At 35.9% G+C, this 25,468-nt stretch carries 22 protein-coding genes, 1 tRNA gene and 1 other RNA gene; 10 read left to right on the plus strand and 14 right to left on the minus strand.

The genetic code is table 11. The annotated features are described in order from the left end of the window. Positions 1–16: 16 nt before the first annotated feature. Positions 17–577, plus strand: a complete 561-nt coding sequence (locus tag ACJRPK_RS07145) for a YqgE/AlgH family protein (protein ID WP_407139247.1) — start codon at positions 17–19, stop codon at positions 575–577. Here the strand turns inward: ACJRPK_RS07145 and ACJRPK_RS07150 are convergent. Next, a complete protein-coding gene (locus tag ACJRPK_RS07150; protein ID WP_407139248.1) occupies positions 574–1,425 on the minus strand; it encodes an aminotransferase class IV in 852 nt (283 codons plus the stop codon). The genes ACJRPK_RS07145 and ACJRPK_RS07150 overlap by 4 nt on opposite strands. 60 nt (positions 1,426–1,485) lie before the next feature. Further along, positions 1,486–1,878, minus strand: coding sequence for an START-like domain-containing protein (locus ACJRPK_RS07155; protein WP_407139249.1), 393 nt, complete (start codon positions 1,876–1,878; stop codon positions 1,486–1,488). Positions 1,879–2,030: 152 nt separating this feature from the next. Here ACJRPK_RS07155 and ACJRPK_RS07160 point away from each other — a divergent pair. Beyond that, positions 2,031–2,104: transfer RNA gene (locus ACJRPK_RS07160), tRNA-Met, on the plus strand. An 81-nt stretch (positions 2,105–2,185) separates the two neighbouring features. Here the strand turns inward: ACJRPK_RS07160 and ACJRPK_RS07165 are convergent. Beyond that, complete coding sequence (locus ACJRPK_RS07165; protein WP_407139250.1) at positions 2,186–3,007, minus strand: SDR family oxidoreductase; 822 nt, start codon at positions 3,005–3,007, stop codon at positions 2,186–2,188. Positions 3,008–4,511: 1,504 nt separating this feature from the next. Here ACJRPK_RS07165 and ACJRPK_RS07170 point away from each other — a divergent pair. Further along, positions 4,512–5,012 carry a DinB family protein gene (locus ACJRPK_RS07170; protein ID WP_407139251.1) on the plus strand — a complete coding sequence of 167 codons (501 nt, stop codon included), beginning with the start codon at positions 4,512–4,514 and terminating at the stop codon, positions 5,010–5,012. A 164-nt stretch (positions 5,013–5,176) separates the two neighbouring features. Then, the gene (locus ACJRPK_RS07175) at positions 5,177–5,971 is read left to right on the plus strand and encodes a head GIN domain-containing protein (RefSeq protein WP_407139252.1); all 795 of its coding nucleotides are present in this window, start codon (positions 5,177–5,179) and stop codon (positions 5,969–5,971) included. Positions 5,972–6,098: 127 nt separating this feature from the next. Here ACJRPK_RS07175 and ACJRPK_RS07180 read toward each other — a convergent pair whose 3' ends face one another. From ACJRPK_RS07180 to hisS, 4 genes are all read right to left on the minus strand, one after another. Continuing rightward, positions 6,099–8,042 (minus strand): hypothetical protein, encoded by a 1,944-nt coding sequence (locus tag ACJRPK_RS07180; protein ID WP_407139253.1) that lies wholly within the window; start codon positions 8,040–8,042, stop codon positions 6,099–6,101. 573 nt (positions 8,043–8,615) lie between these two features. Next, positions 8,616–9,053: a large conductance mechanosensitive channel protein MscL gene (mscL, locus tag ACJRPK_RS07185; RefSeq protein ID WP_407139254.1), complete on the minus strand. Its 438-nt coding sequence runs from the start codon at positions 9,051–9,053 to the stop codon at positions 8,616–8,618. Positions 9,054–9,144: 91 nt separating this feature from the next. Beyond that, positions 9,145–9,645, minus strand: coding sequence for a hypothetical protein (locus ACJRPK_RS07190; protein WP_407139255.1), 501 nt, complete (start codon positions 9,643–9,645; stop codon positions 9,145–9,147). 59 nt (positions 9,646–9,704) lie between these two features. Next, positions 9,705–11,078 carry a histidine--tRNA ligase gene (hisS, locus tag ACJRPK_RS07195; RefSeq protein WP_407139256.1) on the minus strand — a complete coding sequence of 458 codons (1,374 nt, stop codon included), beginning with the start codon at positions 11,076–11,078 and terminating at the stop codon, positions 9,705–9,707. Between the two features lie 152 nt (positions 11,079–11,230). On the opposite strand from hisS, the gene ACJRPK_RS07200 reads away from it, so the two are divergent. Next, a complete protein-coding gene (locus ACJRPK_RS07200; protein WP_148782090.1) occupies positions 11,231–12,466 on the plus strand; it encodes an ABC transporter permease in 1,236 nt (411 codons plus the stop codon). A gap of 9 nt (positions 12,467–12,475) precedes the next feature. Here ACJRPK_RS07200 and aroC read toward each other — a convergent pair whose 3' ends face one another. Next, a complete protein-coding gene (aroC, locus tag ACJRPK_RS07205) occupies positions 12,476–13,543 on the minus strand; it encodes a chorismate synthase (protein ID WP_407139257.1) in 1,068 nt (355 codons plus the stop codon). Positions 13,544–13,774: 231 nt separating this feature from the next. On the opposite strand from aroC, the gene ACJRPK_RS07210 reads away from it, so the two are divergent. Then, positions 13,775–14,578, plus strand: coding sequence for a UDP-2,3-diacylglucosamine diphosphatase (locus ACJRPK_RS07210; RefSeq protein WP_407139259.1), 804 nt, complete (start codon positions 13,775–13,777; stop codon positions 14,576–14,578). Between the two features lie 2 nt (positions 14,579–14,580). Here ACJRPK_RS07210 and ACJRPK_RS07215 read toward each other — a convergent pair whose 3' ends face one another. Together ACJRPK_RS07215 and ACJRPK_RS07220 are read right to left on the minus strand one after the other, a co-directional pair. Next, positions 14,581–17,502, minus strand: coding sequence for an FAD-binding and (Fe-S)-binding domain-containing protein (locus tag ACJRPK_RS07215; protein WP_407139260.1), 2,922 nt, complete (start codon positions 17,500–17,502; stop codon positions 14,581–14,583). Beyond that, a complete protein-coding gene (locus tag ACJRPK_RS07220) occupies positions 17,495–17,977 on the minus strand; it encodes an Lrp/AsnC family transcriptional regulator (RefSeq protein WP_148782087.1) in 483 nt (160 codons plus the stop codon). The genes ACJRPK_RS07215 and ACJRPK_RS07220 overlap by 8 nt, the downstream gene beginning before the upstream one ends. Positions 17,978–18,139: 162 nt before the next feature. On the opposite strand from ACJRPK_RS07220, the gene ACJRPK_RS07225 reads away from it, so the two are divergent. Continuing rightward, entirely contained in the window at positions 18,140–18,949 is an 810-nt protein-coding gene (locus tag ACJRPK_RS07225; RefSeq protein ID WP_407139261.1) for a DUF1338 domain-containing protein, read from the plus strand. 88 nt (positions 18,950–19,037) lie between these two features. Continuing rightward, positions 19,038–19,526, plus strand: coding sequence for a hypothetical protein (locus ACJRPK_RS07230; protein ID WP_407139262.1), 489 nt, complete (start codon positions 19,038–19,040; stop codon positions 19,524–19,526). Positions 19,527–19,611: 85 nt separating this feature from the next. Here the strand turns inward: ACJRPK_RS07230 and bshA are convergent, their stop codons facing one another. Together bshA and rnpB are read right to left on the minus strand one after the other, a co-directional pair. Further along, positions 19,612–20,754 (minus strand): N-acetyl-alpha-D-glucosaminyl L-malate synthase BshA, encoded by a 1,143-nt coding sequence (gene bshA / locus ACJRPK_RS07235; RefSeq protein WP_407139263.1) that lies wholly within the window; start codon positions 20,752–20,754, stop codon positions 19,612–19,614. Positions 20,755–20,933: 179 nt separating this feature from the next. After that, an RNA gene (rnpB, locus tag ACJRPK_RS07240) (RNase P RNA component class A) lies at positions 20,934–21,243 on the minus strand. A gap of 196 nt (positions 21,244–21,439) precedes the next feature. On the opposite strand from rnpB, the gene ACJRPK_RS07245 reads away from it, so the two are divergent. Together ACJRPK_RS07245 and ACJRPK_RS07250 are read left to right on the plus strand one after the other, a co-directional pair. Further along, positions 21,440–23,209, plus strand: a complete 1,770-nt coding sequence (locus tag ACJRPK_RS07245) for a DNA polymerase III subunit gamma/tau (protein WP_407139264.1) — start codon at positions 21,440–21,442, stop codon at positions 23,207–23,209. 77 nt (positions 23,210–23,286) lie between these two features. Then, positions 23,287–23,868: a tRNA-(ms[2]io[6]A)-hydroxylase gene (locus ACJRPK_RS07250; RefSeq protein ID WP_148782083.1), complete on the plus strand. Its 582-nt coding sequence runs from the start codon at positions 23,287–23,289 to the stop codon at positions 23,866–23,868. A 36-nt stretch (positions 23,869–23,904) separates the two neighbouring features. Here the strand turns inward: ACJRPK_RS07250 and ACJRPK_RS07255 are convergent, their stop codons facing one another. Further along, positions 23,905–24,453, minus strand: coding sequence for a porin family protein (locus ACJRPK_RS07255; protein WP_407139265.1), 549 nt, complete (start codon positions 24,451–24,453; stop codon positions 23,905–23,907). Positions 24,454–24,563: 110 nt separating this feature from the next. Next, complete coding sequence (locus tag ACJRPK_RS07260; RefSeq protein ID WP_407139266.1) at positions 24,564–25,463, minus strand: Ppx/GppA phosphatase family protein; 900 nt, start codon at positions 25,461–25,463, stop codon at positions 24,564–24,566. Between the last annotated feature and the right edge of the window lie 5 nt (positions 25,464–25,468).

Consider the following 25,468-nt stretch of genomic DNA (forward strand, 5'->3'; position numbering starts at 1 on the left):
TAAACAAAACTTATACATGATATCACTACAACCCTCAAAAGGACATTTACTCATTGCCGAGCCTTCTATCATAGGAGATATGTCGTTTAATAGGTCTGTAGTATTGCTTGCAGATCATACAGAGCAAGGCTCTATTGGTTTTATTATGAATAAGCCATTAGAGTATCTTCTATCTGATTTAGTTCCGGAAATTGAAAAAGAATTCACTATTTACAATGGTGGTCCCGTAGAGCAAGATAACTTATATTTCATCCATAAAGTACCTGATCTTATCCCTAATAGTGTAGAAATATCCAATGGTATCTACTGGGGAGGAGATTTCAGCAGCGTTCCGGAGCTTATTCTTCAGCAAAAAATTACTCCCAGCGAAATTCGTTTTTTTCTGGGGTATTCAGGTTGGGATTCTCAACAACTGGATGAGGAATTAAAGGCTAATTCTTGGGTTATCGTAAAGAATACTTACGAAAAAAATATCATTAGCAAAGCGTATGATACTTTCTGGAAAGAAAAAATGATCGAACTTGGCGGTGATTATATGTTATGGTCCAACGCCCCGGAGAATCCAGCGTACAATTAATTACCTAATCTAATCTGGGCATTCAAAATTCCCAAAAGCCTTTTGCTTACCTGATTTTTATATTCCTTTTTCTTAAACTTAGTAATTGGCTGAATCCCTACAATAACGTTCGTAAAAAATAACTCGTCCGCCTTTTGTAGCTCAAAGGGTGAAACAGAACTTTCTTCCACTTCATATTCAGGAAATTTTTCTAAAATCCTTAGTAACTGTGTTCGTAATACTCCTTGTAAACAACCGTCTGATAAAGGTGGCGTTTTTATTTTATTATCCTTGACCAAAAACAAATTTCCGTTCGTAGCTTCGAGTACCATTTTATTGGTATTCAACAAAATACAGTTATCAAAACCATTTTCTTGCGCAAAAATTCCGCCCAGAATATTAGGTAGTTTACTATTTGATTTTAAGGTTGACAACAGATCATTTGCAATGTAATAATCTTTGAACAATGTTACTTCGTATGGAGCTTCGCTAATGGTATAAAATGGTGTCTTTTCAAGTGATTTAACGGTAATTGTATATCCTACTTCTCTAGAATCCGGTGTATACAAACCTCCGCTCACGCGATGAACAATAATTTTAGCACGCACTACCTGATCCTTCAGCTTATTGACTTCAATAAGGGATTGTATTTCCTGTTCCAAAAACTCCTGAGTAAAATTCATCGGAATCTGCATACGCAGCATTCGCATACTGGCCATCATCCTGAAATAATGATCTTCCCAAAATAAAAGGGTTCCCTGATTGATACGAACTGTTTCAAAAATGGCATCCCCATACGCATACCCTCTATTATCAACTGTTAGTACTGCTTGATCTTCACTCACGTGAACTCCGTTACTATTAATCATAAAAAAAGCCCTTTTCAAAATTTATTTAAAAAGGGCAAATATAAGATATTCTATCAGGAATTATGCTGAACCTAAAACCTGTTTTAGGTTGCTAATCATATTGTCCCATAACATTTTATTCTCTTCTATTTCATCCTCTTCAGAAAAGTCAGTTATCATTAAGGAAACATCCTTTGTAATTTCATCAACCTGAATTCTAATTTCGAAAAAATAATCATCTCCTTCCTCCTCATCTGCCAGCCATCTAAATTTTATTCGCTCTCCGCTCTTTTTACTTAATAATTTAGCTTCCTCTTCAGAGTCATCCCAAATAAAAGTAAAAGCTTCCCCTCTTGAATTTACATTATCTGCAAACCACTCTGAGAGTCCGGAAGGTGTTGATATATATTGATATAGTAATTGCGGAGAAGATTGAACCACAAATTCGAGTTCGTATTTTATTTTTTCTGACATTCTAATAGTTGTTAGCAAGCCAATATATAGATTAATTACGGACTTTAAAAGGACAATGAAAAAAAAATTAAATCTCTCTTTTTATTTGCAGCAATCTAATTTGTTTCTATATTTGCACCCGCATTTGAGGCATTACTCAGATGTTTTAGTTTGGCGAGGTAGCTCAGTTGGTTAGAGCGTCGGATTCATAACCCGGAGGTCGGGGGATCGTGCCCCCCTCTCGCTACATTAATAGCAATAAAAAGTCGAGATTTATATCTCGACTTTTTTTATTTTATCTACTTAGAAATCTATATTTTACATTCTCCTATTTCTTACTTTCTAAAATTTCATCACAGTTAAGTTCATATTGAGCATTTTGATATTCCTTACATTTCTTTTCGAATTTTTCTGGAAATATTGTTCTAAAAGGATGTGATTTTTTTGGAACAATTTCCACCATTTTATCTATCATTTCCTGCGGATCAAATTGATTTTCTAAAAGTTGCTTGCTTGCATCTTTAATTTTTTCGGCAGAAGTAAAAAATATTTCGTCATCATACCACTGCATAAAATTCTCATACATCCTATCATTAAAGCCGGTCTCATATGGGCCCGGGTTTATAGTAGCTACTTGCACGCCAAACTCGTGTAATTCATCACGTAAGCTTTGAGCGATAGATTCAAGCGCGTGTTTAGACGCATTATAAGCTCCTAAATAAGGCGACGTTGTTAACCCTGCAATCGACGATAGGAAAATAATTTTGCCTTGTTTTTTATCTACCATTTGTTTAATAAACGGTTGCGAAAATTCTAAACTTGAAAACACATTTATCTCCATTACTTCTCTAAGAAGCCCTACAGGCATTTCGGCAACCGGTCCAGAATATCCCATGCCTGCGTTATTAACTAGTATGTCAATATCATAACTGTAAGCATTAAGACAATCCATATCGTCGGTAATGTTAAGCTTGATTATTTTTACATTATCCATTAGATTTTTACGCTCCAGTTCTTCGAGCAATTTAGATTTTTGTTCCCAAACATGCACTCCTGCGATTACATGATGTCCATTTTTAGCTAATCCTAAAACCATTCCTTTTCCTAATCCAGATCCAGCACCGGTAATCATTATTGTTTTATTTTTCATAAATATTTTTTTTTAGAAGTAAAGCTACGTCTCTTTTAAGACTGACGGCAATGTTTACAAAAAGTTTAATATAATAAAACGTTAAAAATGAAATAATTATAGCAAAAAAATTCTTTGAGAAGTTAGCTTAATTAATTCAAAAAAAACATCTCTTAAAAAGAACATGATCTTTGCGGTCTAACTATTCTATTAAAACAGAGTTCTAATAATATTCCATGATGATGACTCCATGATTCTATTCAATCTTAGTTGTGAATTAATTTTTTTCATGGAAACTACATCACGTCTATTGCATTTTTAATGAGTTTAACCAAAGTCTATATAACTCACTTCTCTTTTTATTTTAATTTATTGTATCTTAATAACTTAAAGCCTTCATATTTTTTAATCCCCATACCTAATTATAAGAGAAGCATATTCTTTATGAAATTGTTACACACATAGTAGAACTCACTCAAGCCAAAAACAGAAACTGTAATGAAAAATATTAAACATATTGTATACTTAATGCTAGAAAATCGCTCCTTAGATAATGTATTGGGATGGTTATATCACATGAGCCAACTTTGCTTTATATTATTACTATTCATAAAAAGCAGCGCAAAACGTAGTAGATATTAATTTTGAACCGTAAACCTATCTCTAGACTCGATAGCTATAATTAACTATATTTAATGAAGCAAAGTCTAGCTTACTATATCACTTTATTTATCATTCGGCTAAAAGGTCTTAAAAAAGATTTTAGTTAGGATCCCATAAACTTCAAACAATAAGCCTATGAACGAAATTCTAATTCTTGATAAGCAAACAAAAGATTCCTATGAGTAGATTCACAAGTAGATTGACACTGTACCCGATGAAAAATGGAATGAAAAAGTCGATGTTGTCGAATCTAATATAACTCGGTAAGTTGGATACCTTATTATCCGTATTTGTTATCTTTCCATCTTAGTCATTTCCGGTCTTCAAAAAGAAGTATTAGAACAAATTCCATTAAATCTATACTCCGAGTTGTATACTTTTGGCACAACACCAAAAAATGCTATCGACAAAATAACCCCATCGCAATTACGAGATCATTTTGAGCATTGTTGAGAAAAGATCTCTTGAAACAATCAATTCATTACCTCAAGCAGCACTTATATCAAAACTAGTGGCTGGACAAATTGAACATCCAGTGGCTACAACCAAATTTGAAGCCATCGATAAGAATACAAAACACAAACTATGACATTTTAGTCAAATAGCTGTTCTAAAAAGAATAGTAGGACAATCATATGATTTTATTATAATAACACCTGCGTGACAGACTGGTAGTTACAAAATAGAAGTGTAAGAAAAGTATACTTTACATTAAACTGCAAACAGACCTTGCGTCCTGTAGTATTAAAATATTTTTGTATTTTTAGTAAGTATCCCATACATCTCACCACGCACTTATATACTTACTTGTTCACTCCTTCTGTACGTAGCTTAATCTTTACCGCAACTAAAATCTTGAGCCATGAAAATTGACGATATCCATGAATTTATTGACTACTATATAAAGATAAAGAAGAGGACGCAACGTCTCTTTGATTACATTCCGGATGATAAACTGGAATGGACTTATAGAGAGGGTGCATTTACCATAGGAGATCAGATTAGACATCTTGCCAATATTGAACGATTCATGTATGCAGAAACTGTACAACGCAAAAAGAGCAAATATGCGGTTTGCGGAATTACCTATGCTACCGGTTTAAGTAATGTAATCGATTATTATAATAGAAAGCGTTTTGAATCCTTACAGATTTTTGAGTCACTTAGTAACGAAGATTTATTTAAGAAATGTACCACGCCCGCGAACATAGACATAACCATCTGGAAATGGCTTAGAGCAATGGTAGAACATGAAGTTCATCATAGAGCACAACTATATATGTATCTGTCATTACTGGAAATCAAAACGCCTCCTTTGTTTGGATTATCTTCAGAAGAAGTTAGTATGAAAAGCGAAAAATAACTAATAGAAATAACCGACATATATACTTTTTAGTTTAGCACCTTGATCTTTGGCTTACGGCAAGTTCTATTTCACATAATTTTATTTACATAAAAAAACTAAAAGTGTAACAATTTAAAAATCAAGGGATCCTTATACTAGATATAACTTATAAATCCAACAAAATGTTTCAAAATCAACTTAATTTTCGATCAATAGGATTAACTCAAAAAACGAGTGTATCCGTTTTTTTATGTATCACCTTATTGCTTTGTGCAAAGTATTCGACTGCTCAATCTAAAGCGACTGAGGTACAATCTTTTGATAAGGTTGTGGTTAGTCCACATATCGAAGTTACTTTCAAAGAAGGAGACAAAGAATCTGTTAGCGTTGAGTCTATAACCGTTCCTAGGGAAAAACTGAATATTGAGGTCAAAAATAATACGCTGAAAATATACCTGGACGGAGCAAAGATAACGGCAGATAAAAAGAAACAGAGCAAGTACAATTACCAAAAAAGTGAATCTATCTATAAAGGAACGATTGTAAAAGCCGTTGTTACCTATAAAAAAATAAACGCGTTAGATTTAAGAGGCGAAGAAAAGTTTGTTTTCGCAAACACTCTGGATGCTGAAAAGTTAGTTTTAAATATATATGGTGAGTCTCAGGTGTATATCAAGGAGGTCGATCTAGAAAGTTTATTTGTGTCTATTTACGGTGAAAGCTATCTGGATATACAAAAAGGTACTATTGAGCGTCAAAAATTTACCGCTTATGGTGAAAGTAAGATCAATGCATCAAACGTAGCCAGTGAAGAAACCAAATTAACCGCCTATGGAGATGGCTCTTTTCAACTTAACGTATCAAAAAAGCTTAAAATCACCTCGTATGGAGAGGCAACAATAACGTATGCTGGCAGTCCGGAGTTGAATAAAGGAATCGTTATTGGCGAAACCACAATTACTAAGGTTGATTTTTGATCCCCACCCTCTTAGTCAGAGTTAAATAAAAAGTCGAGCATCATAGCTCGACTTTTCATATAGATAATTAAATACTCAAATATATAAATAATGGTTCGCAGATTGTAAGAACAAATAAGTCGTGTTATTAATTAAGACAAGAATTACCTATCAAATCAAATTCGTTAGGATCATTAGTACTGTCAATTTGAATACAATTTAGGTTACTTGAGTAAATGGTGTTTCTGTAAATAGTTATAGCAGTACTTGCACCTTCAAAATCAAGACCGGGCAGAGTACTATTCGTCGTTATTATATTGTCCAAAAACTTTGACTTATTGATATCAATAATTCGAATACGCGACTGCATTGTATTTCTATCAATAGTAACACCCGTACTATTGGATATTTCAGATTTATTTGATGAATTTGTGTTGTTATTTGTAATATGAAAAGTATTGTTTTCCTGGCCTAAAGCATAATTCGCTTGTACAATTTTAAAAGCACTAGAAGATGTTTCAATAGTGCTGTTATAGACTCCCACGTTTTTCAATGATGCAGTATGGATAAACACGCCAACGCTACCTGCTACTGCACTACGAATAGTGTTTGCATAAATATTTGAATCTTCAGTCTCGTCTGGGATAAAAATACCATTATCTTCAAAATCTAATATTTGATTTAAGAACACCCTATTCTGTTTTCCATAAATAACCACACCTGTCGTGAAACCTGAAACTATATTACGTGAAATTTCATTATTATATGATGTTGCTATATTTCCGGGTTTACCTCCACCAATACCTATTCCCCTACTGGTTTCTGGTGTAGCTGTTATTGTATTATTGATAATTTTAGATCCAATTGAATATCTGTAATCTATACCGTTTTCTACAGTATTATTATCAATGGTAACATAGTCTCCAATAACTACAGCAAAACTTCTGCCTGCACTACCCTGTTCAATATTGTTAGAAATAGTAATATTATAGGCTTTTTCATAAAAAACCAATTCTCCTGTAGTCGTACTTCTTTCTCTATAAGCCTCAACATCGATAGCATACCTTGGATCAGTTCCTAGTGACAAAGAAGTATCTTTTCCTGCATTTAGAAATGTATTTCCATCAATTAGCATATCATATCCATCTGTGATTGAAAGGTTATTTCGTCTGCTATTATCAAATAAACAATTTGTCACAGTAATATTTCTGGAGGGTTTGTAATCAGGAGAAAAAGTAAAATTTAAGCTATGAATATCCATTCCGTCACCGGTAGCATTATACATTTTTAAACCTGATACTAGAACATTGACCGCCGCATGAAGTTCAAGTAAATGACCCCATTCATGTGTACCACCTGATGAATAATCATGTGTGTCTCGATCACCGTAAAGATTACCTCCAAGTATAGAAACTTGAGAAGCATCGCGTATTGCTAACAATGAACATCGTTCTCTATCATTAGGAAAAACACGTAAATGTACTTGATCCGTCATTGATAAAGTTAATCCCGTAGGAATATTGATTGCTTCCAGCGATGCGTAAAAGTTAGGACCTTCTGTATGTTTACTTATTTCAAAAAAAGCATCCAATTGATTAATCTTAAGTGTATCTCCTTGCAATTGTCTGACTAGATTTAATACATACTCTGTATTGTCTCTATTTGCTAAGGCTTGATTCGAAGTGACTGTACCTTCTAAAATTTCCCACCTAGAGGCATCTAGATCCAATCTAGACGATTTAAGGGAAGCAGTGCCCTCAATGGATAAGGATAAATTAAGCAATCTACCATCAATTGTTCCTCCATTATAAATAATGGTACCATTAATAATATCTCCTCCGCTAAAATCTAAATTTACATTTTGTGCTAATTGTACAGTTTGACCTCCTAGATCTAATAGACAATCAACAGAATAAGAAGAGTTAGCTGGAATAGTTTCGAGGTTTACGGCACAAGGAGTTGTTGATCGTAAATATGCGATAGTACTTTCATCTATCAAAGCTTCTTGATTTATTTCCTCAGGAAGATCAGTTTTTTGACACGAAATAAATACTGCCAATAATAATATTAAATAAGCTGGTTTTAACTTCATAATTAGGTTTTTTAGAGTTATTATTTATAAAAATAACCTATTAACAAAGTTTGGAATGATATAACCAGTTAAACAATTCCTAATTGATGTTAGGATAATCACAACATCAATTATTCTATCGCTGCAAAGTATGTATAAAGTTCTTTTATACTCTTCATGATATAGATGTTATACCTCTCCAGCTAAGCCCAACACTATACCGCGACAGTAAACTGCTTCGCAGGATGCACATCTCAGTCTCCCGTAGGCACATCCAACGACCCATACTACTTAACCAACGCTCCAGCCCGCAGGGACACGGCTTATTAGTAACCGGAGACAAACACAACCGCCCAGAAACTTCAACTATACTCGCAGGAAGCAGCAAATTACTCCCTGGAAGCCTATGACACCTCCCCGGAGCAGTACTACCACTCACCGGACATCTCATTAACTGCCCTGAGAACCTAGCACAACTCCCCCGGAAACCTAAAAGTACTCGCAGGATGACCATGCAACCTCCCGGGAAGCCTACCTTACCTCCCCGGAGCAATGAGAATAGGCTTTGCAAACTTTTAAGCCTCTACCAAATTGCTATTTCTTCAATAAATCATTTTGCTTTTTCAGCAAATCTGCGATAGTATCCAAAAGTTCAATATCCTTAGGCGTTTTGACTGTTACATCTTTAGGATTCTCAGCTTTTTGCTTAAGCGCATTCATAAATTTTACCACAAGAAATACAGTCAAACCAATGATTAAAAAATCAACCGTTGCTTCAATAAGTTTTCCATAACCGATGGCAATCTCTTCGGGTTTGGTAACTCCCTCTTCGGTTACCGCACTGCGCAACACCCATCGCTTATTTTCCCAATTAACACCATCGGTCAAAAAGGATAAAGGCGGTAAGAATATTTCCTTGACCAATACATCTACTACTTTGTTAAATGCAGCACCTATAATTACCCCGATGGCAATATCAATCATATTTCCTTTGACTGCAAAGTCTTTAAACTCTTGAATTATTTTTCTCACCCTTCTTATCTTATTTAAAATTGTAAATTCTACGTACTAAAAAAACCACCTCAATTACGAGATGGTTCCTTATCAAACTATTATTAAAGCCTTACATATTTGCAGACAAGGCATCGATTTGCTTAGATTTTTCTTGCATGTATCTGCTCATCTTTGCTACCTCTTCTCCTTCGAGTGAATTCAGTAAAGTTCTATATTGTCTTGTCAAAGCACTACTGGCGTCACTAAGTTTTAAAAATGAGTCCATATCATTGGCCTCAACTGCCTTTCTGTAATCAGCTACGTACTTTTCGTAGTTTTTGATATAAATCATAGCGGGCGTTTCATTAAATGTAGGCAACCCTTTTGATTTCAACTCAAGTGTCAGTTTTTTAACAGATTCAGCTTTAATCTGTGCTTTTGTTTTTTTCTTTTTAACAACTTCTTTCTTTTTTACCACAGGCTTTTCTTCAACTACCGGTTCTACAACAGCCGGCAGGGTATCTTCTACCTGTTCCTGTAGCTCCATTTTATCGGTTTTTGGATCTTGTTTACAAGAAACGATTGCAGTAGTAGCAAGCAAACAACATGTGATTTTTAAAAAGTTTTTCATAGTCTTAAATTTGGGATATAATGATAATAAAATTAAATAATTCTAGCAATGTAACATCTTTATTGCGTTAATATTGCTTTTAATTCAGAAAAATTTAACGTCTCCTGCACCCCTGATTGCATGTTTTTAACAGTAAAGTTTTCACCCTCAATCTCTTTGGTGCCGGCTAAGATTACAAAAGGAATACTACGTTTATCTGCGTATCCCATTTGTTTTTTCATTTTGGCACTATCCGGATACAATTCTACGGTAATACCTTCCGCTCTTAAACGCTCAATCGTTTGTAATGCATACAGCGATTCTTTGTCTCCAAAATTAATAAACAAGGCTTTTGAGGTGGCTGTAACTGTCTGCGGAAAGAGTCCGAGCTCTTCAAGTACCAGATAGATGCGATCCAACCCAAAAGAAACTCCTACGCCACTAATATTTTTGAGTCCAAAAATACCGGTAAGATCATCATAGCGACCTCCGCCACCAATAGATCCCATTTTTACGGTATCGGGTGCTGCCACTTCAAAAATAGCACCCGTATAATAATTAAGTCCGCGTGCCAAGGTTACATCCAAAGTGAGTGTGGCGGTGGTTAAAGGCATCGTTTGTATAAAAGAAGTGATATATGCTAACTCTTCTACCCCGGCACTACCTTCTTCAGAATCCTGTAAAAGTTCCTTAAGCTGCGCAATTTTTTCGTCATTGGTTCCTTCAAAATTAAAGAGCGGCTGTACTTTTTGGATAGCGGTTTCAGAAATACCTTTTTCCATCATTTCCTTCTTCACACCCGCTTCTCCTATCTTATCCAATTTATCCAACGCCACTGTAAAATCAATAAGCTTGTCACTAGCGCCAATAACCTCAGCAATACCAGATAGAATTTTACGGTTATTCATTTTAATGGTCACTCCATCTAACCCCAACTGCCTAAAAACGCGGTCGTACAATTGAATAAACTCCACCTCTTGCAGCAGTGAATTACTCCCTACAACATCTGCATCGCACTGATAAAATTCTCTAAAACGCCCTTTTTGAGGTCGATCTGCTCGCCACACCGGTTGTATCTGATAGCGCTTAAACGGAAAATCTATTTCGTTCTGATGTTGTACCACGTACCGAGCAAAAGGAACGGTCAAGTCGTAACGCAATGCTTTTTCACTAATTTTTGATGTCATTTTCACACTGTCTTTAGCAGTATATAACGCATCATCAACTTTGGATAAATAATCTCCGCTGTTTAGTATTTTGAAGATAAGACGATCGCCTTCTTCTCCATACTTTCCCATTAGGGTATCACTATTTTCAAAACTCGGCGTTTCAATAGGTTGAAAACCAAATAATTTGAATTGTTGCTTTATTATTTCTATAATATAGGTTCGCTTTTCGACCTCTAAGGGTGAAAAATCTCGTGTTCCTTTTGGTATAGATGGTTTTTGTGCCATAATCGTGTTTAAGGCTGCAAATATCAGAAAAACCAAAGAAAAATCCCGTATGCTATAGGTAAAGACTTTAACATTACCACAGAAAAATCAAAATTATAGTAACTTTAAAGTACATTTATAGTCTTATGAAGTAACTAAACATCATTTTTACTATGTTCTCACTATTTAGAGAAAATATTCGCATTGCTATCGATTCTATCAAAGGGCAGGTTTTACGTACGATATTAACCATTTTGATTATCGCAATCGGCATCACAGCCCTGGTAGGAATTCTTACGTTGGTAGGTGCACTTGAGAATACTATTTCAGGAGATTTTGCCTCTATGGGTGCAAATACCTTTAATATTCAACGTTACGAGTTCCAGACAGTGAGAAATGGACAACGCGAAAAAATAAATCCTATCATAGATTATAAAAATGTACGTGAGTTCAACGATCGGTTCGAATATCCATTTTCGCAAACCTCAATTTCTTTTATAGGTACGCGTACCGCGGAAGTTAAATATGAAAACGAAAAGACAGATCCGGAAGTCCAGGTGTTGGGTGTCAATGAAAATTATTTAGATAATACTGGTACAGCGATTGAAGCCGGAAGAAACTTTAATCTCTTTGATATACAAAATAACAATCGGGTATGTTTAATTGGTTCTGATTTTAAAAAGAATCTTTTTAAGAACGAAAGTGCTTTACAAAAGACAATCAGTATTCGAGGTGTCAAGTTCAAAGTCATTGGGGTGCTCGAAAGTAAAGGGGCTACGTTTAGAAATAATCAAGACCTACGGGTACTCTTACCCTTGCAACTAGCTCGGTCCATTTTTACATTAGCCAATATTGATTATACTATCAGTGTCAAAGTTGATGACAAACAATATATGGAAGGAGCTCAGGATGCCGCAACGCTTACTTTTAGACAGATAAGACGTCTTAATCCTGTTGAAGATAATAACTTTGGAATTGAGCGTAGTGATGATCTTCTCAATCGTATCGCTGATATCACCACGTATCTCTACATTGCTGCTTGGATAATAAGTATTATAACCATCTTCGGATCGTCGATTGCTCTTATGAATATCATGTTGGTATCGGTAACGGAGCGCACACGCGAAATTGGGGTACGCAAAGCTTTGGGAGCCAAGAAGAACACCATTGCCGGTCAATTCTTTATGGAAACCATAATTATCGGACAGATTGGTGGTTTTATAGGTATTATTTTTGGCATATTGATTGGTGGCGGAATATCAATGGCTGCCGATTTTCAATTCAGCACCCCTTGGTTGGCAATCATCTCGGCAACGACGATCTCATTTTTAATCGCCGTACTTTCCGGATTGTATCCAGCCTTAAAAGCTGCTAAACAAGATCCTATCGAATCCTTACGATATGAATAAAATCTGATATTATGAGTACTTAATTGTTTTATTGAGTAAGTAAAAATCCACAAGAACTAAGGCTGCCATAGCTTCAACAATGGGCACAGCTCTTGGTACCACACATGGGTCATGACGACCTTTACCCTGCATCACCACCTCTTCTCCTTTATCATTAATCGTGTCCTGATCCTGCATAATGGTAGCTACAGGCTTAAACGCTACGTTAAAGTAAATATCCATTCCATTAGAGATTCCGCCTTGAATACCACCAGATAAGTTGGTTTTTGTGGTTCCGTCAGTATTGAACAAATCATTGTGTTCACTACCTCGCAACTGTGCACCGTCAAAGCCACTACCATATTCAAAACCTTTTACAGCATTGATAGATAACATCGCTTTACCCAATTCGGCATGAAGTTTATCAAAAACAGGTTCTCCTAATCCTACGGGTACTCCCGAAATCACGCAACTTACCACACCTCCAACAGTATCTCCCTCCTTTCGGATTTGCTTGATGAAGGTTTTCATATCCTTGGCCATTACCGGATCCGGACAGCGCACGTCATTCTTTTCTGTTTCTGCAAAATCCAGTTGGTCGTACGGTTTTTCTATTTTTAAGGGTCCGACAGCACTTACATAGGCGTTAAATGTAATGTCTTTTAGCACTTGTTTAGCGATTGCTCCGGCCACTACTCTACTGGCGGTTTCTCGTGCCGATGATCTTCCGCCCCCGCGATAATCTCGAACGCCGTATTTTTGCGTATAGGTATAATCTGCGTGTGATGGCCTAAAGGAATCTTTGATATGCGAATAATCTTTTGACTTTTGATTAGCATTTTTTATGGCAAAACCTATCGGGGTCCCCGTAGTTTTTCCTTCAAAAATACCGGAATAAAACGCTACTGTATCCGGTTCTTTACGTTGCGTAACTATAGCAGATTGTCCAGGCTTACGACGATTTAGTTCCTGCTGTATTGCTTCAAAATCTAAAGTGATTCCGGCAGGACAACCATCAATAACACCACCAATTGCTGCACCATGTGATTCTCCGAAAGTTGTGATTCTAAAAACAGTTCCATACGTATTACCCGCCATAGTCTAAAAGTTTGTAACAAATGTAGCAAGTAATCTTCAGAAGCAGCTATAATTTTAAATCAAAGTACGCTATTCAAAACGTTTTATAACACGTAGAAACTTCTATCAAATGTATTGATTAGTGTTATTAAGGTTTATAAAAAACTTAACCTTAGGCTAACAATAATCTGATAATGAATTAAATAAATTTAAAAGCATAGTGCTTTTATTTGTGAGAATCATATTCATTCTATGAAAAAACGATCTGTTGATTTAGTAGTGCTATCTGATGTTCATCTTGGAACTTTTGGGTGCCACGCCAAAGAATTATTACATTATCTCAATCAAATTAAACCAAAAACGTTAATTTTAAATGGTGACATTATCGATATTTGGCAATTCAGAAAACGATATTTTCCCAAATCTCATCTCAAAGTAATTGAAAAAATTCTGGAATTTGCCATCCACGGTACCGAGGTAATTTATATAACCGGTAATCATGATGAGATGTTACGTAAGTTTAGTGATATTCAACTTGGTGATTTTTCGATTGTGGACAAACTTATACTACCACTAGATGGCAAAAAAGCTTGGTTTTTTCACGGCGATGTTTTTGATGTATCTATCCAAAATGCCAAGTGGTTAGCCAAATTAGGTGGTTGGGGATATGACATTCTTATCCTGATTAATCGAATGATCAACTGGTTTCTCACCCATTTAGGCAAAGAAAAATACTCTTTATCCAAACGAATCAAAAATAGTGTCAAAAAGGCTATTAAATATATTAACGACTTTGAGGATACCGCCATAGAGCTAGCTATAGAGAATGGTTATCACTATGTAATCTGCGGTCACATTCATCAACCCCAAATAATGCATAAAATTCATAAGAATGGAGCTTGTACCTATTTGAATTCCGGAGATTGGGTCGAAAATTTAACTGCTCTAGAATATCATGATCAAAAATGGTCGTTAATGCACTATACAGATACATACCTCAAATTACCGTATCCCGTAATAAATACTAAAGCTAAAATTGTTAATACGGCATTATAAGTCTATACTAAAGCATTTTTAAGAACTGTTACCGGATGTACCGCAATTCGCTGTGTACCATCTTCAATTTGATGACGACAACTGGTCCCTAAGGCTACAATGATTGTATCTGTGGGTGCTTTGCGCACTGCAGGGAACAAGGTCTGTTCGCCAATCTTCATACTGATATCATAATGCTCTTTTTCATACCCAAAAGAACCTGCCATACCACAACATCCTGAAGGGATGATAGTAACGTTATAATTCTTCGGTAAATTTAGTGCTGTAAAGGTAGTCTGAATTGTGGATAATGCTTTTTGATGACAATGTCCGTGAATTTTTATGGTTCGTGCTTCTTGGGTAAACTGAGCTGAAGTGATAATGCCTTTTTCTATTTCGCTAAATAAAAACTCATCAATCACAAAACTATTATCTGCAACTGATTTAGCCTTTTCTTTATCATCAGCCAGACGTAAATACTCATCTCTGAAAGTCAAAATTGCTGAAGGTTCGACTCCCAGTAAGGGTGTAGTCGACGAAATTAAAGGATGAAAAATCTTTACATTAGTATTGGCGATCATTTTGGCTTGCTCTAATAAACCCTTAGAAATAAAAGTTCTCCCACTCTCTTTATGCTTTACGATTTGTACCTTATAGCCTAAAGTAGTTAGTAAGAGAATCGCATCAATTCCTATAGAAGTTTCTAAATGATTGGTAAATTCATCTACAAACAAGCATACAGTTTTGAGCGGTCTTTTGGGTTGAAGTGCATCCAAATTTTTGGCACACCAGCTACGTAAGGATTGTTTACTTAGTAGGGGTAAGCTGCGCTGTTTAGCGATACCGAACATGGATTTGATTAGCCCGGAGGTAACCGAATTGTTAAATATAAAATTTGTAACCCCTGTAGTTGTTCTACCCAAACTGTTTAAGGTATTTGAGTAGGCAAAAAGTTTAGTTCGCCAAGAAGTACCATTTACTTTCTGGTATTGATACTCAAATTCAGCTTTTAGAGCCCCCACATCAACGTTTGAAGGACATTCACTGGCACAGCCTTTACAACTGATACACAAATCAAATACTTCTTTTAATTCTTTATGATTAAACTTATTAACCTCCTCAGAATTTGTCAAAAATTCGCGCAATGTATTAGCTCTACCACGAGTTGTGTCTTTTTCATTTTTGGTAGCACGATAACTGGGGCACATAGTACCTCCTGCTTCAACCGATTTACGACAATCTCCACTTCCGTTACACTTTTCGGCAGCACGCAGGATTCCCTGAGAATCCGAGAAATCCATAAAGGTTTCAATCATCGGTTCTTCTCTATCAACCTCATATCTCAAATTTTGATCCATCGGATAGGCATCTACAATCTTTCCGGGATTAAAAATGTTTTGCGCATCAAAACTATGTTTGATACGCTTAATCAGTTCGTAGTTTTCAGCACCAATCATAAACGGAATATATCCTGCCCGAACGATTCCGTCTCCATGCTCTCCGCTCATGGATCCTTTATATTTTTTAACCAACTCTGCAACATCATCTGTTATTTGCTTAAACAACCTTACATCTTCGCTTTTTTTGAGATCCAATATTGGGCGCAAATGCAATTCTCCGGCGCCGGCATGGGCATAATACACTGCCTTTTGATCATAACGTTTCATCAGTGCGGTAAACTCCTTGATATAATCTGCTAAATCTGACACGGCAACCGCAGTATCTTCTATGCACGCTACGGCTTTTTTATCTCCCACTAGATTACCTAATAACCCCAAACCTGCCTTGCGAAGTTCCAGGGCCTGATCAATTTGACTCCCGGTGAGCACAGGTTGTGCATAATTTTGAGTTTCCAGAGCCAATGTTGTCAAAATAGCTTCTTTTTTCTCTTCTAAAGCTACTAAAGAGTCATCTCTGATTTCGATCATCAGAATTGCTTCTGGGTCCTCTTGTATAAAAAACCGATTTTTAAGCTGCTCGATATTATTTTTTGTGCAGTCAAGAATGGTTTTATCCATCATCTCACATGTATATAAAGTATGTCGCATCACAGGCGCTACTGCTTGCAAACAGCTTTCTATACTATTAAAATGTGCTGCTATCATAAGCCCTTCGGCTGGTGGAAGCGAATCCAATTGCAAGGTAATCTCTGTAGTGAATGCTAAGGTTCCTTCACTTCCTGTCAATAAGGTACTCATATTAAAAGGTACATCATTGGCACCAAAAATATTTGTAGCTAACAGTTCATCGATCGCATATCCTGTATTGCGACGATGAATTTCAGGTTTAGGAAATAGCTCTTTAATTCTTTGCTGTACTGCTGGAGGTGATAATTCGTTATAGATTGTACGATACACGTCTCCTTCTAGCGTTTGCAGCTTCAATTTATCTTGAAATTCTGTAGTACTTACATCCGAAAATCGGACCTCGGATCCATCAGATAGTAGCGTTTTCAAAGCAACCACCTTATCCCGTGTGACTCCGTATTGAATGGACGTAGTTCCGCTACTATTATTACCAACCATTCCTCCAATCATACATCGGTTAGAAGTGGACGTATTGGGTCCGAAAAATAATCCAAAGGGTTTTAAATACCTATTAAGATCATCGCGTATCACACCCGGCTCAACCGTAATCGTTTTGCTCTTCTCATCTAACGCCAGTATGCTCGTAAAGTGTTTGGAAACATCTACAACAATACCATCGCCAACACATTGTCCCGCCAAGGAAGTACCCGCAGTTCTCGGAATCAATCCTATGGTATGCTCTCTGGCAAACGTCAGCAAAATTTGTAGATCTTTTTTATGTTTTGGAAATGCTACGCCCAACGGAATTTTACGATATACCGAAGCGTCTGTCGCGTATAAAGCCTTAGAGAGTTTATCAAATTTAAAATCACCTTCGAGGTTGGATTTTAGGGTATCTAATAGCGGTCGATCAATCATGAGCATGTTTGCTAACTATAGCATCTAGTGAAATAGGTTTTTTAAAATTGGTGTCAAAACAAATAAAGCTATCTGTTCCTGCAACCCCATCGATTTTATGCACTTGTTCATAAAGAATTTTCCTTAAATGCTGATTATCGAAAGCATAAATCAATATAAATATAGCGTAATATCCGGATACATAGTTGCATTCTACTATTTCCTCTATTTTTTCTAATCCCTGAACAACTTCTTCAGCATACCGGGCTTCTCTTAACCGTATTCCGACATAAGATTTGGTTCTGTAACCAATTTGCTTTTCATTTACGATAAATTCAGCATTCTTTATAACTCCTTGCTGCTTCAGTTTTTTAATGCGTTGATGCACCAAAGAGTTTGAAACCTTAAGCTCTTCTGCTATTTGCGAAAAGGGCTTACGTGCATCTTTTCTTATTTGCAATAAAATTTGTTGATCGATGTAATCAAAATGATCCATACACTTCTAAAAAAATATTTTAATAAAATCAAAATTACGATGTTAAGTCATAAACATCATCAAATTGACACAAAAAATAACTTTAAACAATTAATTAAGTATTTTTTAATGTTTTAAAATATCAAAACTAATAAATTTGTAAGAAACAAAAAATAGAAACCTATGAATACTGCCTCATTCTTTGAAAAACTTTGGGATACCTATAGTGAAAAAACACCATCAGCTCAAAAAGTAAAAACACTCTTGCAAAAGGAAGGAAATACGGTATATAATGATCATATCGCTATCAGAACTTTTAATGATCCTCGGACCAATATCTCAGTTATTGCCAAACCCTTCTTGGCTATGGGCTATGAAGCGAAAGGTGAGTATCACTTTGAAGCTAAAAAATTGTACGCAAAACATTTTGAGCATCCAACGGACAGCAATGCACCCAAAATCTTTATAAGTGAATTGTTATTAGATCAGTTTTCTGAAGATTTACAACGACATATAAAAGAAACTTTAGACAGTGTTAGTCCGTCAGTTTTTTCGGATGACGAATTGATTCTAAAAGGTAGAGTTTGGGACACGCCATCATATAAAACTTATACAGCTCTACAAGAGGAGTCTGAATACGCAGCGTGGATGTATGTCAATGGTTTTTGCTCCAATCACTTTACAGTAGATGTCAATAAGCTTGAAACGTTTACAACCTTATCTGAAGTTAATGAATTTTTAAAACAACATGGTTTTAAAATGAACACTTCTGGGGGCGAAATCAAAGGAAATGCAGAGCAGTTCTTGGAACAGTCCAGTATTTTAGCTGATATTATTCCCGTTCAATTCGCTGAAGGAGTTTATAATATAACCTCTTGCTATTACGAGTTTGCGTTTAGACACAAAAAAAACAACGGAGAGCTCTTTACCGGATTTATAGCTAACTCCGCTGATAAGATTTTTGAAAGTACAGATATGAACCTGCAAAAATAATACCCTAACAAATTAACAAAAACTTATATCGCTGACTTACTAAAACCCGATTTGTGACGTTATATTTGAATATTAAAAATCAAACATAATGATGAAAAAAGTTTTATTAATCTTCGCATTAACCTTGGGAGGTTTCACAACCATGCAGTCTCAAGAAATTTCAAAACATGCGCTTGGACTACGTTTAAGTGATAGTAATGGATTTTGGGCTGAGGCATCATACCAAGCTGCAACAAGTCCTGATAATCGAATTGAATTGAATCTAGGTGCTCAAGGAGAGAGTTTTTATAACGCTGTAAAGTTAACCGGTTTATACGAGTGGGTGTTTCCAATAGAGGGCGGACTTAACTGGTACGTAGGACCTGGTATTGGTGGTGGTATTATCGATTATGATGATGATCTGAGAAGAGATGACACCGACTCTTTTGGCTTTGTTACCGGTACCGTGGGAATTGAATATAATTTTGATTTTCCGCTATTGATATCGCTGGATTTTAGACCTGAAGTATATTTTGATGATTACAACAACGATGATGTAAACTTCAACATAGGTTTAAGTGCTCGATATCAGTTTTAAGAACACTTACAACATTTCTAATACATAAAAAATGGCTGCTTTCTACCTTGCGAAGCAGCCATTTTATTTAAATGTATTTTATTGTTTAAGATTTACACTTTTCGAAGGTGGCCAAAGCCTCTTCGTACAAGTCTGTGTATAATGGGACGATGTTGGAAATATCAAATTTCATAGCTTGTTGAAAAGCTCCTTCTTTAAATCGATCCAACCTCTGATCGTCCTTTAATATTAATAGTGCTTTTTCTGACATATCTTCTACATCTCCTACCTCACTGAGATATCCCGAAACACCTTCCAAATTAACTTCTGGAATTCCACCGGCATTACTTGAGATCACAGGTACCTTATTCACCATAGCTTCTAACGCAGCCAATCCAAAACTTTCCCGCTCTGAGGGTAACAAAAACAGATCGGAGAAACAAAGTATCTTATCGATCTCATTACTGTTACCTAAGAAAACAACACGGTCCTCGATTCCTAGATCTTTACACTTCTGCTCTGCTGGTAATCGTTCAGGTCCATCTCCTACCATTAACAATTTTGCTGGAACAGCTTGCTGTATATTATTAAAAATATCAATAATATCACTTATTCTTTTTACAGGTCTAAAATTACTGATATGTGTTATAATTCGCTCGTGAGGTTCAGCCATTATATCTCGTTGACAATCAGTAAAACTTGTTTTACGATCATCTGCTTCTATAAAATTAGGAACAACTTTGATCTCCTTTTTAATATTAAATAGGCGTAAGGTGTCGTCTTTCAGACTTTGTGAAACAGAGGTTACAACATCACTATTGTTAATACTAAAGGTCACCGCCGGTTTATAAAAGGGGTGGTTTCCTACCAATGTGATATCTGTACCGTGCAAGGTAGTCACCATCGGTACACATATCCCTTCTTCTTCTAACATTTTTTTTGCCATATATCCTGCATATGCATGCGGTATAGCGTAGTGTACATGTAAAAGATCTATATCATGCTTTTTTATAGTGTCCACCAGTTTACTAGATAATGCAAGTTCGTATGGTTGATAATGAAACAAAGGATATTCAGGAACATTCACCTCGTGAAAATGCACGTTTTTACCCAATAATTCTAATCGCACAGGTTGTTTATACGTAATGAAATGAACCTCATGATTTAGCTTTGCTAAGGCGATTCCTAATTCGGTTGCTACAACTCCACTTCCTCCAAAAGTTGGATAACATACAATAGCTATTTTCACGTACTTATTTTTTAAGATTATAAATTTCAGAATTTCTCCTTACCGATAAACTTCTAGTTTGTGCCTCGGTAATATCACCCCCCTAGATGTCGTTTATTGCGCAGAAAACTGACAAAATATTCGACAAACTATAATTGCGACAAGGTACGGGAAAATTAAAAACCTGTAAAGTGAGATGATAAAAAAAGTAGACCATAAGCCGGATTCTGTAGAGTGCTAATGCACAATTCCTTATCATTTATCTAGTCCAATAATTACTCATTGGATCAAACCGCCTACCCTCCAACATCAGGCGCGCAACCCTCGAGCGCTGGTTTACATGGCGTTGCACCGCATAGAGTTTACCTGGTTTCACTACAGCACTACCTGTACATACTTTCTGTTGCACTTGTCCTCGTTTTACAACGGACGGGCGTTACCCGCTATGCTGCGCTACGGTGTCCGGACTTTCCTCTTTGCTTCAAACTTAATTTGAAAGCCTTTTCTCTTGAGCTTCGCAGCAAAAAGAAGCAGCTGCAGAAATAAGTTCTGCACACAGCGATAAGGTGGTCTACTTTCTGCAAAAGTAAACCAATTGACTATGCAAAGTCAAATAAACTCCACCTTAATTTATACTGTTGATAATTATACCGAAAAACAAAAGATAAAAATTTGAATTGACTGTACAATTTTTACCTTTGTGGTGATGGAACAGTTTATTGTATCAGCTAGAAAATACCGCCCGCAGACGTTTAAAGATGTTGTTGGGCAACAGGCGATTACCAATACGCTTCTTAACGCCATTGATCATAACCACCTTGCACAAGCATTGTTATTTACAGGTCCGCGAGGCGTTGGTAAGACTTCTTGTGCTCGAATTTTAGCTAAGACCATCAATCAGGATGGTAATGATCATGCAGATGAAGATTTTGCTTTTAATATTTTTGAGCTTGATGCTGCTTCTAATAACTCAGTTGATGATATACGTAATCTAATAGATCAGGTTCGTATACCACCGCAAGTCGGTAAATACAAAGTATATATTATTGACGAGGTACATATGTTATCTCAAGCCGCTTTTAATGCTTTTCTTAAAACTCTGGAAGAGCCCCCTAAGCATGCGATTTTTATTCTTGCTACCACTGAGAAACATAAGATTATTCCCACAATATTATCGCGTTGTCAAATTTTTGATTTTAAAAGAATCACTGTAACAGATGCCAAACTTCATTTGATGGAGGTTGCCAAAAGTGAAGGAATCAACGCAGAAGAAGATGCATTGCAAATAATCGCACAAAAAGCGGATGGCGCTATGCGTGACGCTTTATCAATATTTGACCGTGTAGTTAGTTTTAGTGGTAAAGAACTAACCCGTCAAGCAGTTACAGAAAATTTAAATGTACTTGATTACGAAACATACTTTAAAGCCACTGATTTAATTAGTGAGAATAATATTCCTGCTTTATTGATTTCATTTAATGAAATTCTTGCTCAAGGATTTGACGGCCACCATTTTATAGCAGGCCTAGCTTCTCATTTTAGAGATCTTCTTGTTTGTAAAAATCCTGAAACAATACAATTATTAGAAGTCGGAGATCAAACAAAACAAAAGTATCACGAACAATCTCAAAAAGTTTCTTCCGAATTTTTGATTCGAGGGATTGATTTAGCTAACGACTGCGATCTTAAATACAAAACGAGTCGCAATCAACGGCTTCTCGTCGAATTATGTCTCATGCAACTTGCCTCTATTCTTACTCAGAATGGAGAAAAAAAAAATGACAAACCCTACATAATTCCTCCCTCCTATTTTCGCAATAAAGGAATTGCTCCCATAAAAGTAACACCACCACCAAAAACTGAAGCTGTTGCACCTACAGAGACTGTTGCTCAGGTTAAAAAGGCCGAAATATCTCAACCGGAAGCATCTGCTTTGACTTCAGATGATTCAAGACCTTCAAAACCTGAGGAGAGCAAAACTAACACAACGCCTCCTGTTATGCAATCTACCAGAGAACGAAGAACTTCGGGGCTATCGTTAACCAGCATTCGTAAGAAAAAGGAGCATCAGGAAAAGAAAGCTGAAAAAGTTATTGATCCTAAAAACTTGCCATATCAGCCTTTTACTGAAGCCGAAATGCAAGCTCGATGGATGGAGTACGGTAAATTACAAGATAAAAAGGGAGAACGTATTTTAGGTTCTATGTTCGCAATGAATATTCCAACTAGTAAAGAAGATGAAATACATCTTACGTTACCCAATCAGTCGATGAAGATTGATTTAGAAAACGCACAATCCGGACTACTGCAGTTTCTTTTTAAAAAGTTAGAGAATTACGGCATAACACTCCATATTCATGTCAACGAGGAGTTATCTAAAAAGTATGCGTTTACGCCTCAGGATAAATATGAAAAGTTAAGAGAAAAAAATCCATTAATAGATAAGCTACGTTCTTCCTTTGATTTGGACCTGTAGGTTCAGCAGAACATTTATTTCAATATCTTTGCTTTGTAGCAAATTCAAATTATAAAGCAGCTTTAAAATTTTCATATATGTTAGGTTTAAAACTTCCCACAGATCCAAGATGGGTCAATATCGTAGAAAAAAATATTGAAGAGATTTTGACCGATCACGCCTATTGTGAACAAAAAGCAACATCTACTGCTATCTCTTTAATTGTAAGTTTCCCTGAATACACCGAACTTGTACAAGAAATGACAAAATTGGTAAAAGAAGAAATCAGCCATTTTAAAATGGTTCATGATAAGATTATTGCCAGAGGTTTTGTTTTAGGCAGGGATCGAAAAGATGAATACGTTTTACAATTATTAAAATTTTTTCCTAAAGGAGGTAGCCGAACCACACAATTGGTACACCGACTTTTATATGCTGCACTTATCGAAGCCAGAAGTTGTGAGCGATTCAAATTACTCTCAGAAGAATTAGAAGATCAGGAATTGGCAGAATTTTATCGTAGCTTGATGGTTAGTGAAGCTAATCACTATACAATGTTTTTGAACTTTGCTCGAACCTATGGCGACCGTACAGAAGTTGATCAAAAATGGCAGGACTTACTCATTTATGAAGCCGAAATTATGCAATCATTAAGTAAAAAAGAGACAATTCATGGATAGAATGTCTCTTTTTATATAAATGTTTAGCCATTGATGCTATATTTTATAGCCTATAGAAAGTTGAATATTTCTGTTGTTCCCATCTTTAATAGAAGCAAAATTCTCTTCTTCGATGACATTGCTAAGGCCATGTGCATAACGCAGATCCACAAAAACGTTTTTAGTAATATTGACCCCTATTCCCGCTACCGCTGCAAAATCGAAAGTTTTATAATTACTTCTATCCTCCCATTCCCAAATTTTAACACCTACTTGAGGTCCTAATTGGATGTTGAGTAAACGATTTAACTCATATTTAAATATAATAGGTGCCTGAAGGTAGTTAATACGAAAATTTTCTTGCTTATTTCCTTGAGCTGAATACTGCAGTTCAGGTTGTAGGCTCAAATTTTCGTTTAGCGGAATTTCAGCAAAGAAACCAACGGCCACCCCAATACGACTCTCTTCAAATTCTTCCGGAATATTATCAGCACTTAGCGTGCTGTAATTTGCTCCTATTCTCATCCCATAGCTATTCATTTGAGCATATGATGAATAGCTAAAACATGCTATTGTTATGAAAAGAAAAAGTAAATTATGTTTCATTTGTGTTAGTTTTAATTATATCATATACACCGTTAGTTCTTACTTCTGGTGACATTTTTATTTTTTACATTATTCAATATTAACAAGAATATAAACAAAGTCTTCTGTAATTAACGATTATTTAGTTTATCCTGATATAAAGATTTTATGATTCCGTCGGATAAACCAATTTTAGGAACAAAAATCTTCCTGGCTCCGCTCCATTTCATCGCCGAAAGATAAATTTTTGTCGCAGGAATGATAACATCTGCCCTATCCTGATTCAGATTGAGTTCCCATATCCTCTCGTCATATGTAAGAGAATTAAGTAATTGATAATAAGAACTTAGATAAAGATAAGATAAAGGTTTTCCTAATGCTTTACCACTATTCTTAAAAATATTATTAATATTCCCCCCAGAACCTATAAGATACACTCGTGGATATTGAGAAAGGTTTTGTTTTATCCATACACGTACTTCTTCCCATATTTCTGGCGATTCCATATCGTTTAACAACCTAACGGTACCTAATTTAAACGATTTTGAGGTCACGGTATGTCCATGATGGTATACCGTAAACTCTGTACTACCCCCACCAACATCCACATATAAATAGGTTTCATCGGTATTAATGAGCTGATGTAAATCAGTCATAGCAATCATTGCTGCTTCATCGTTACCATCAATGATATTAATCGATATTCCAGTTTTCTCCTCAATTAAATTAACGATATCCACTCCGTTTTCTGCCTCTCTCATCGCCGAAGTTGCACATGCTTTATATCTTGTTACTTTATGTGTTCGCATAAGCAATTGATATGCATGCATGGTGTCGATCATTCTGGCAATATTCTCATCAGACACTCTTTTTGAAATAAAAACATCTGTTCCTAAACGAATAGGTACTCGCACAAGACTTGTTTTTTTAAATCGAGTTTCCTTGCCGTTCTCTTCATGAACACTGCTGATTAGTAACCGAATTGCGTTTGAACCAATATCAATGGCTCCATATTTTTCTATTGTCAACAAAGTAA

Origin of the sequence: Aquimarina sp. 2-A2 (assembly GCF_045505135.1) — a bacterium.
In the GTDB taxonomy this organism is placed as follows: Bacteria; Bacteroidota; Bacteroidia; order Flavobacteriales; family Flavobacteriaceae; genus Aquimarina; species Aquimarina intermedia.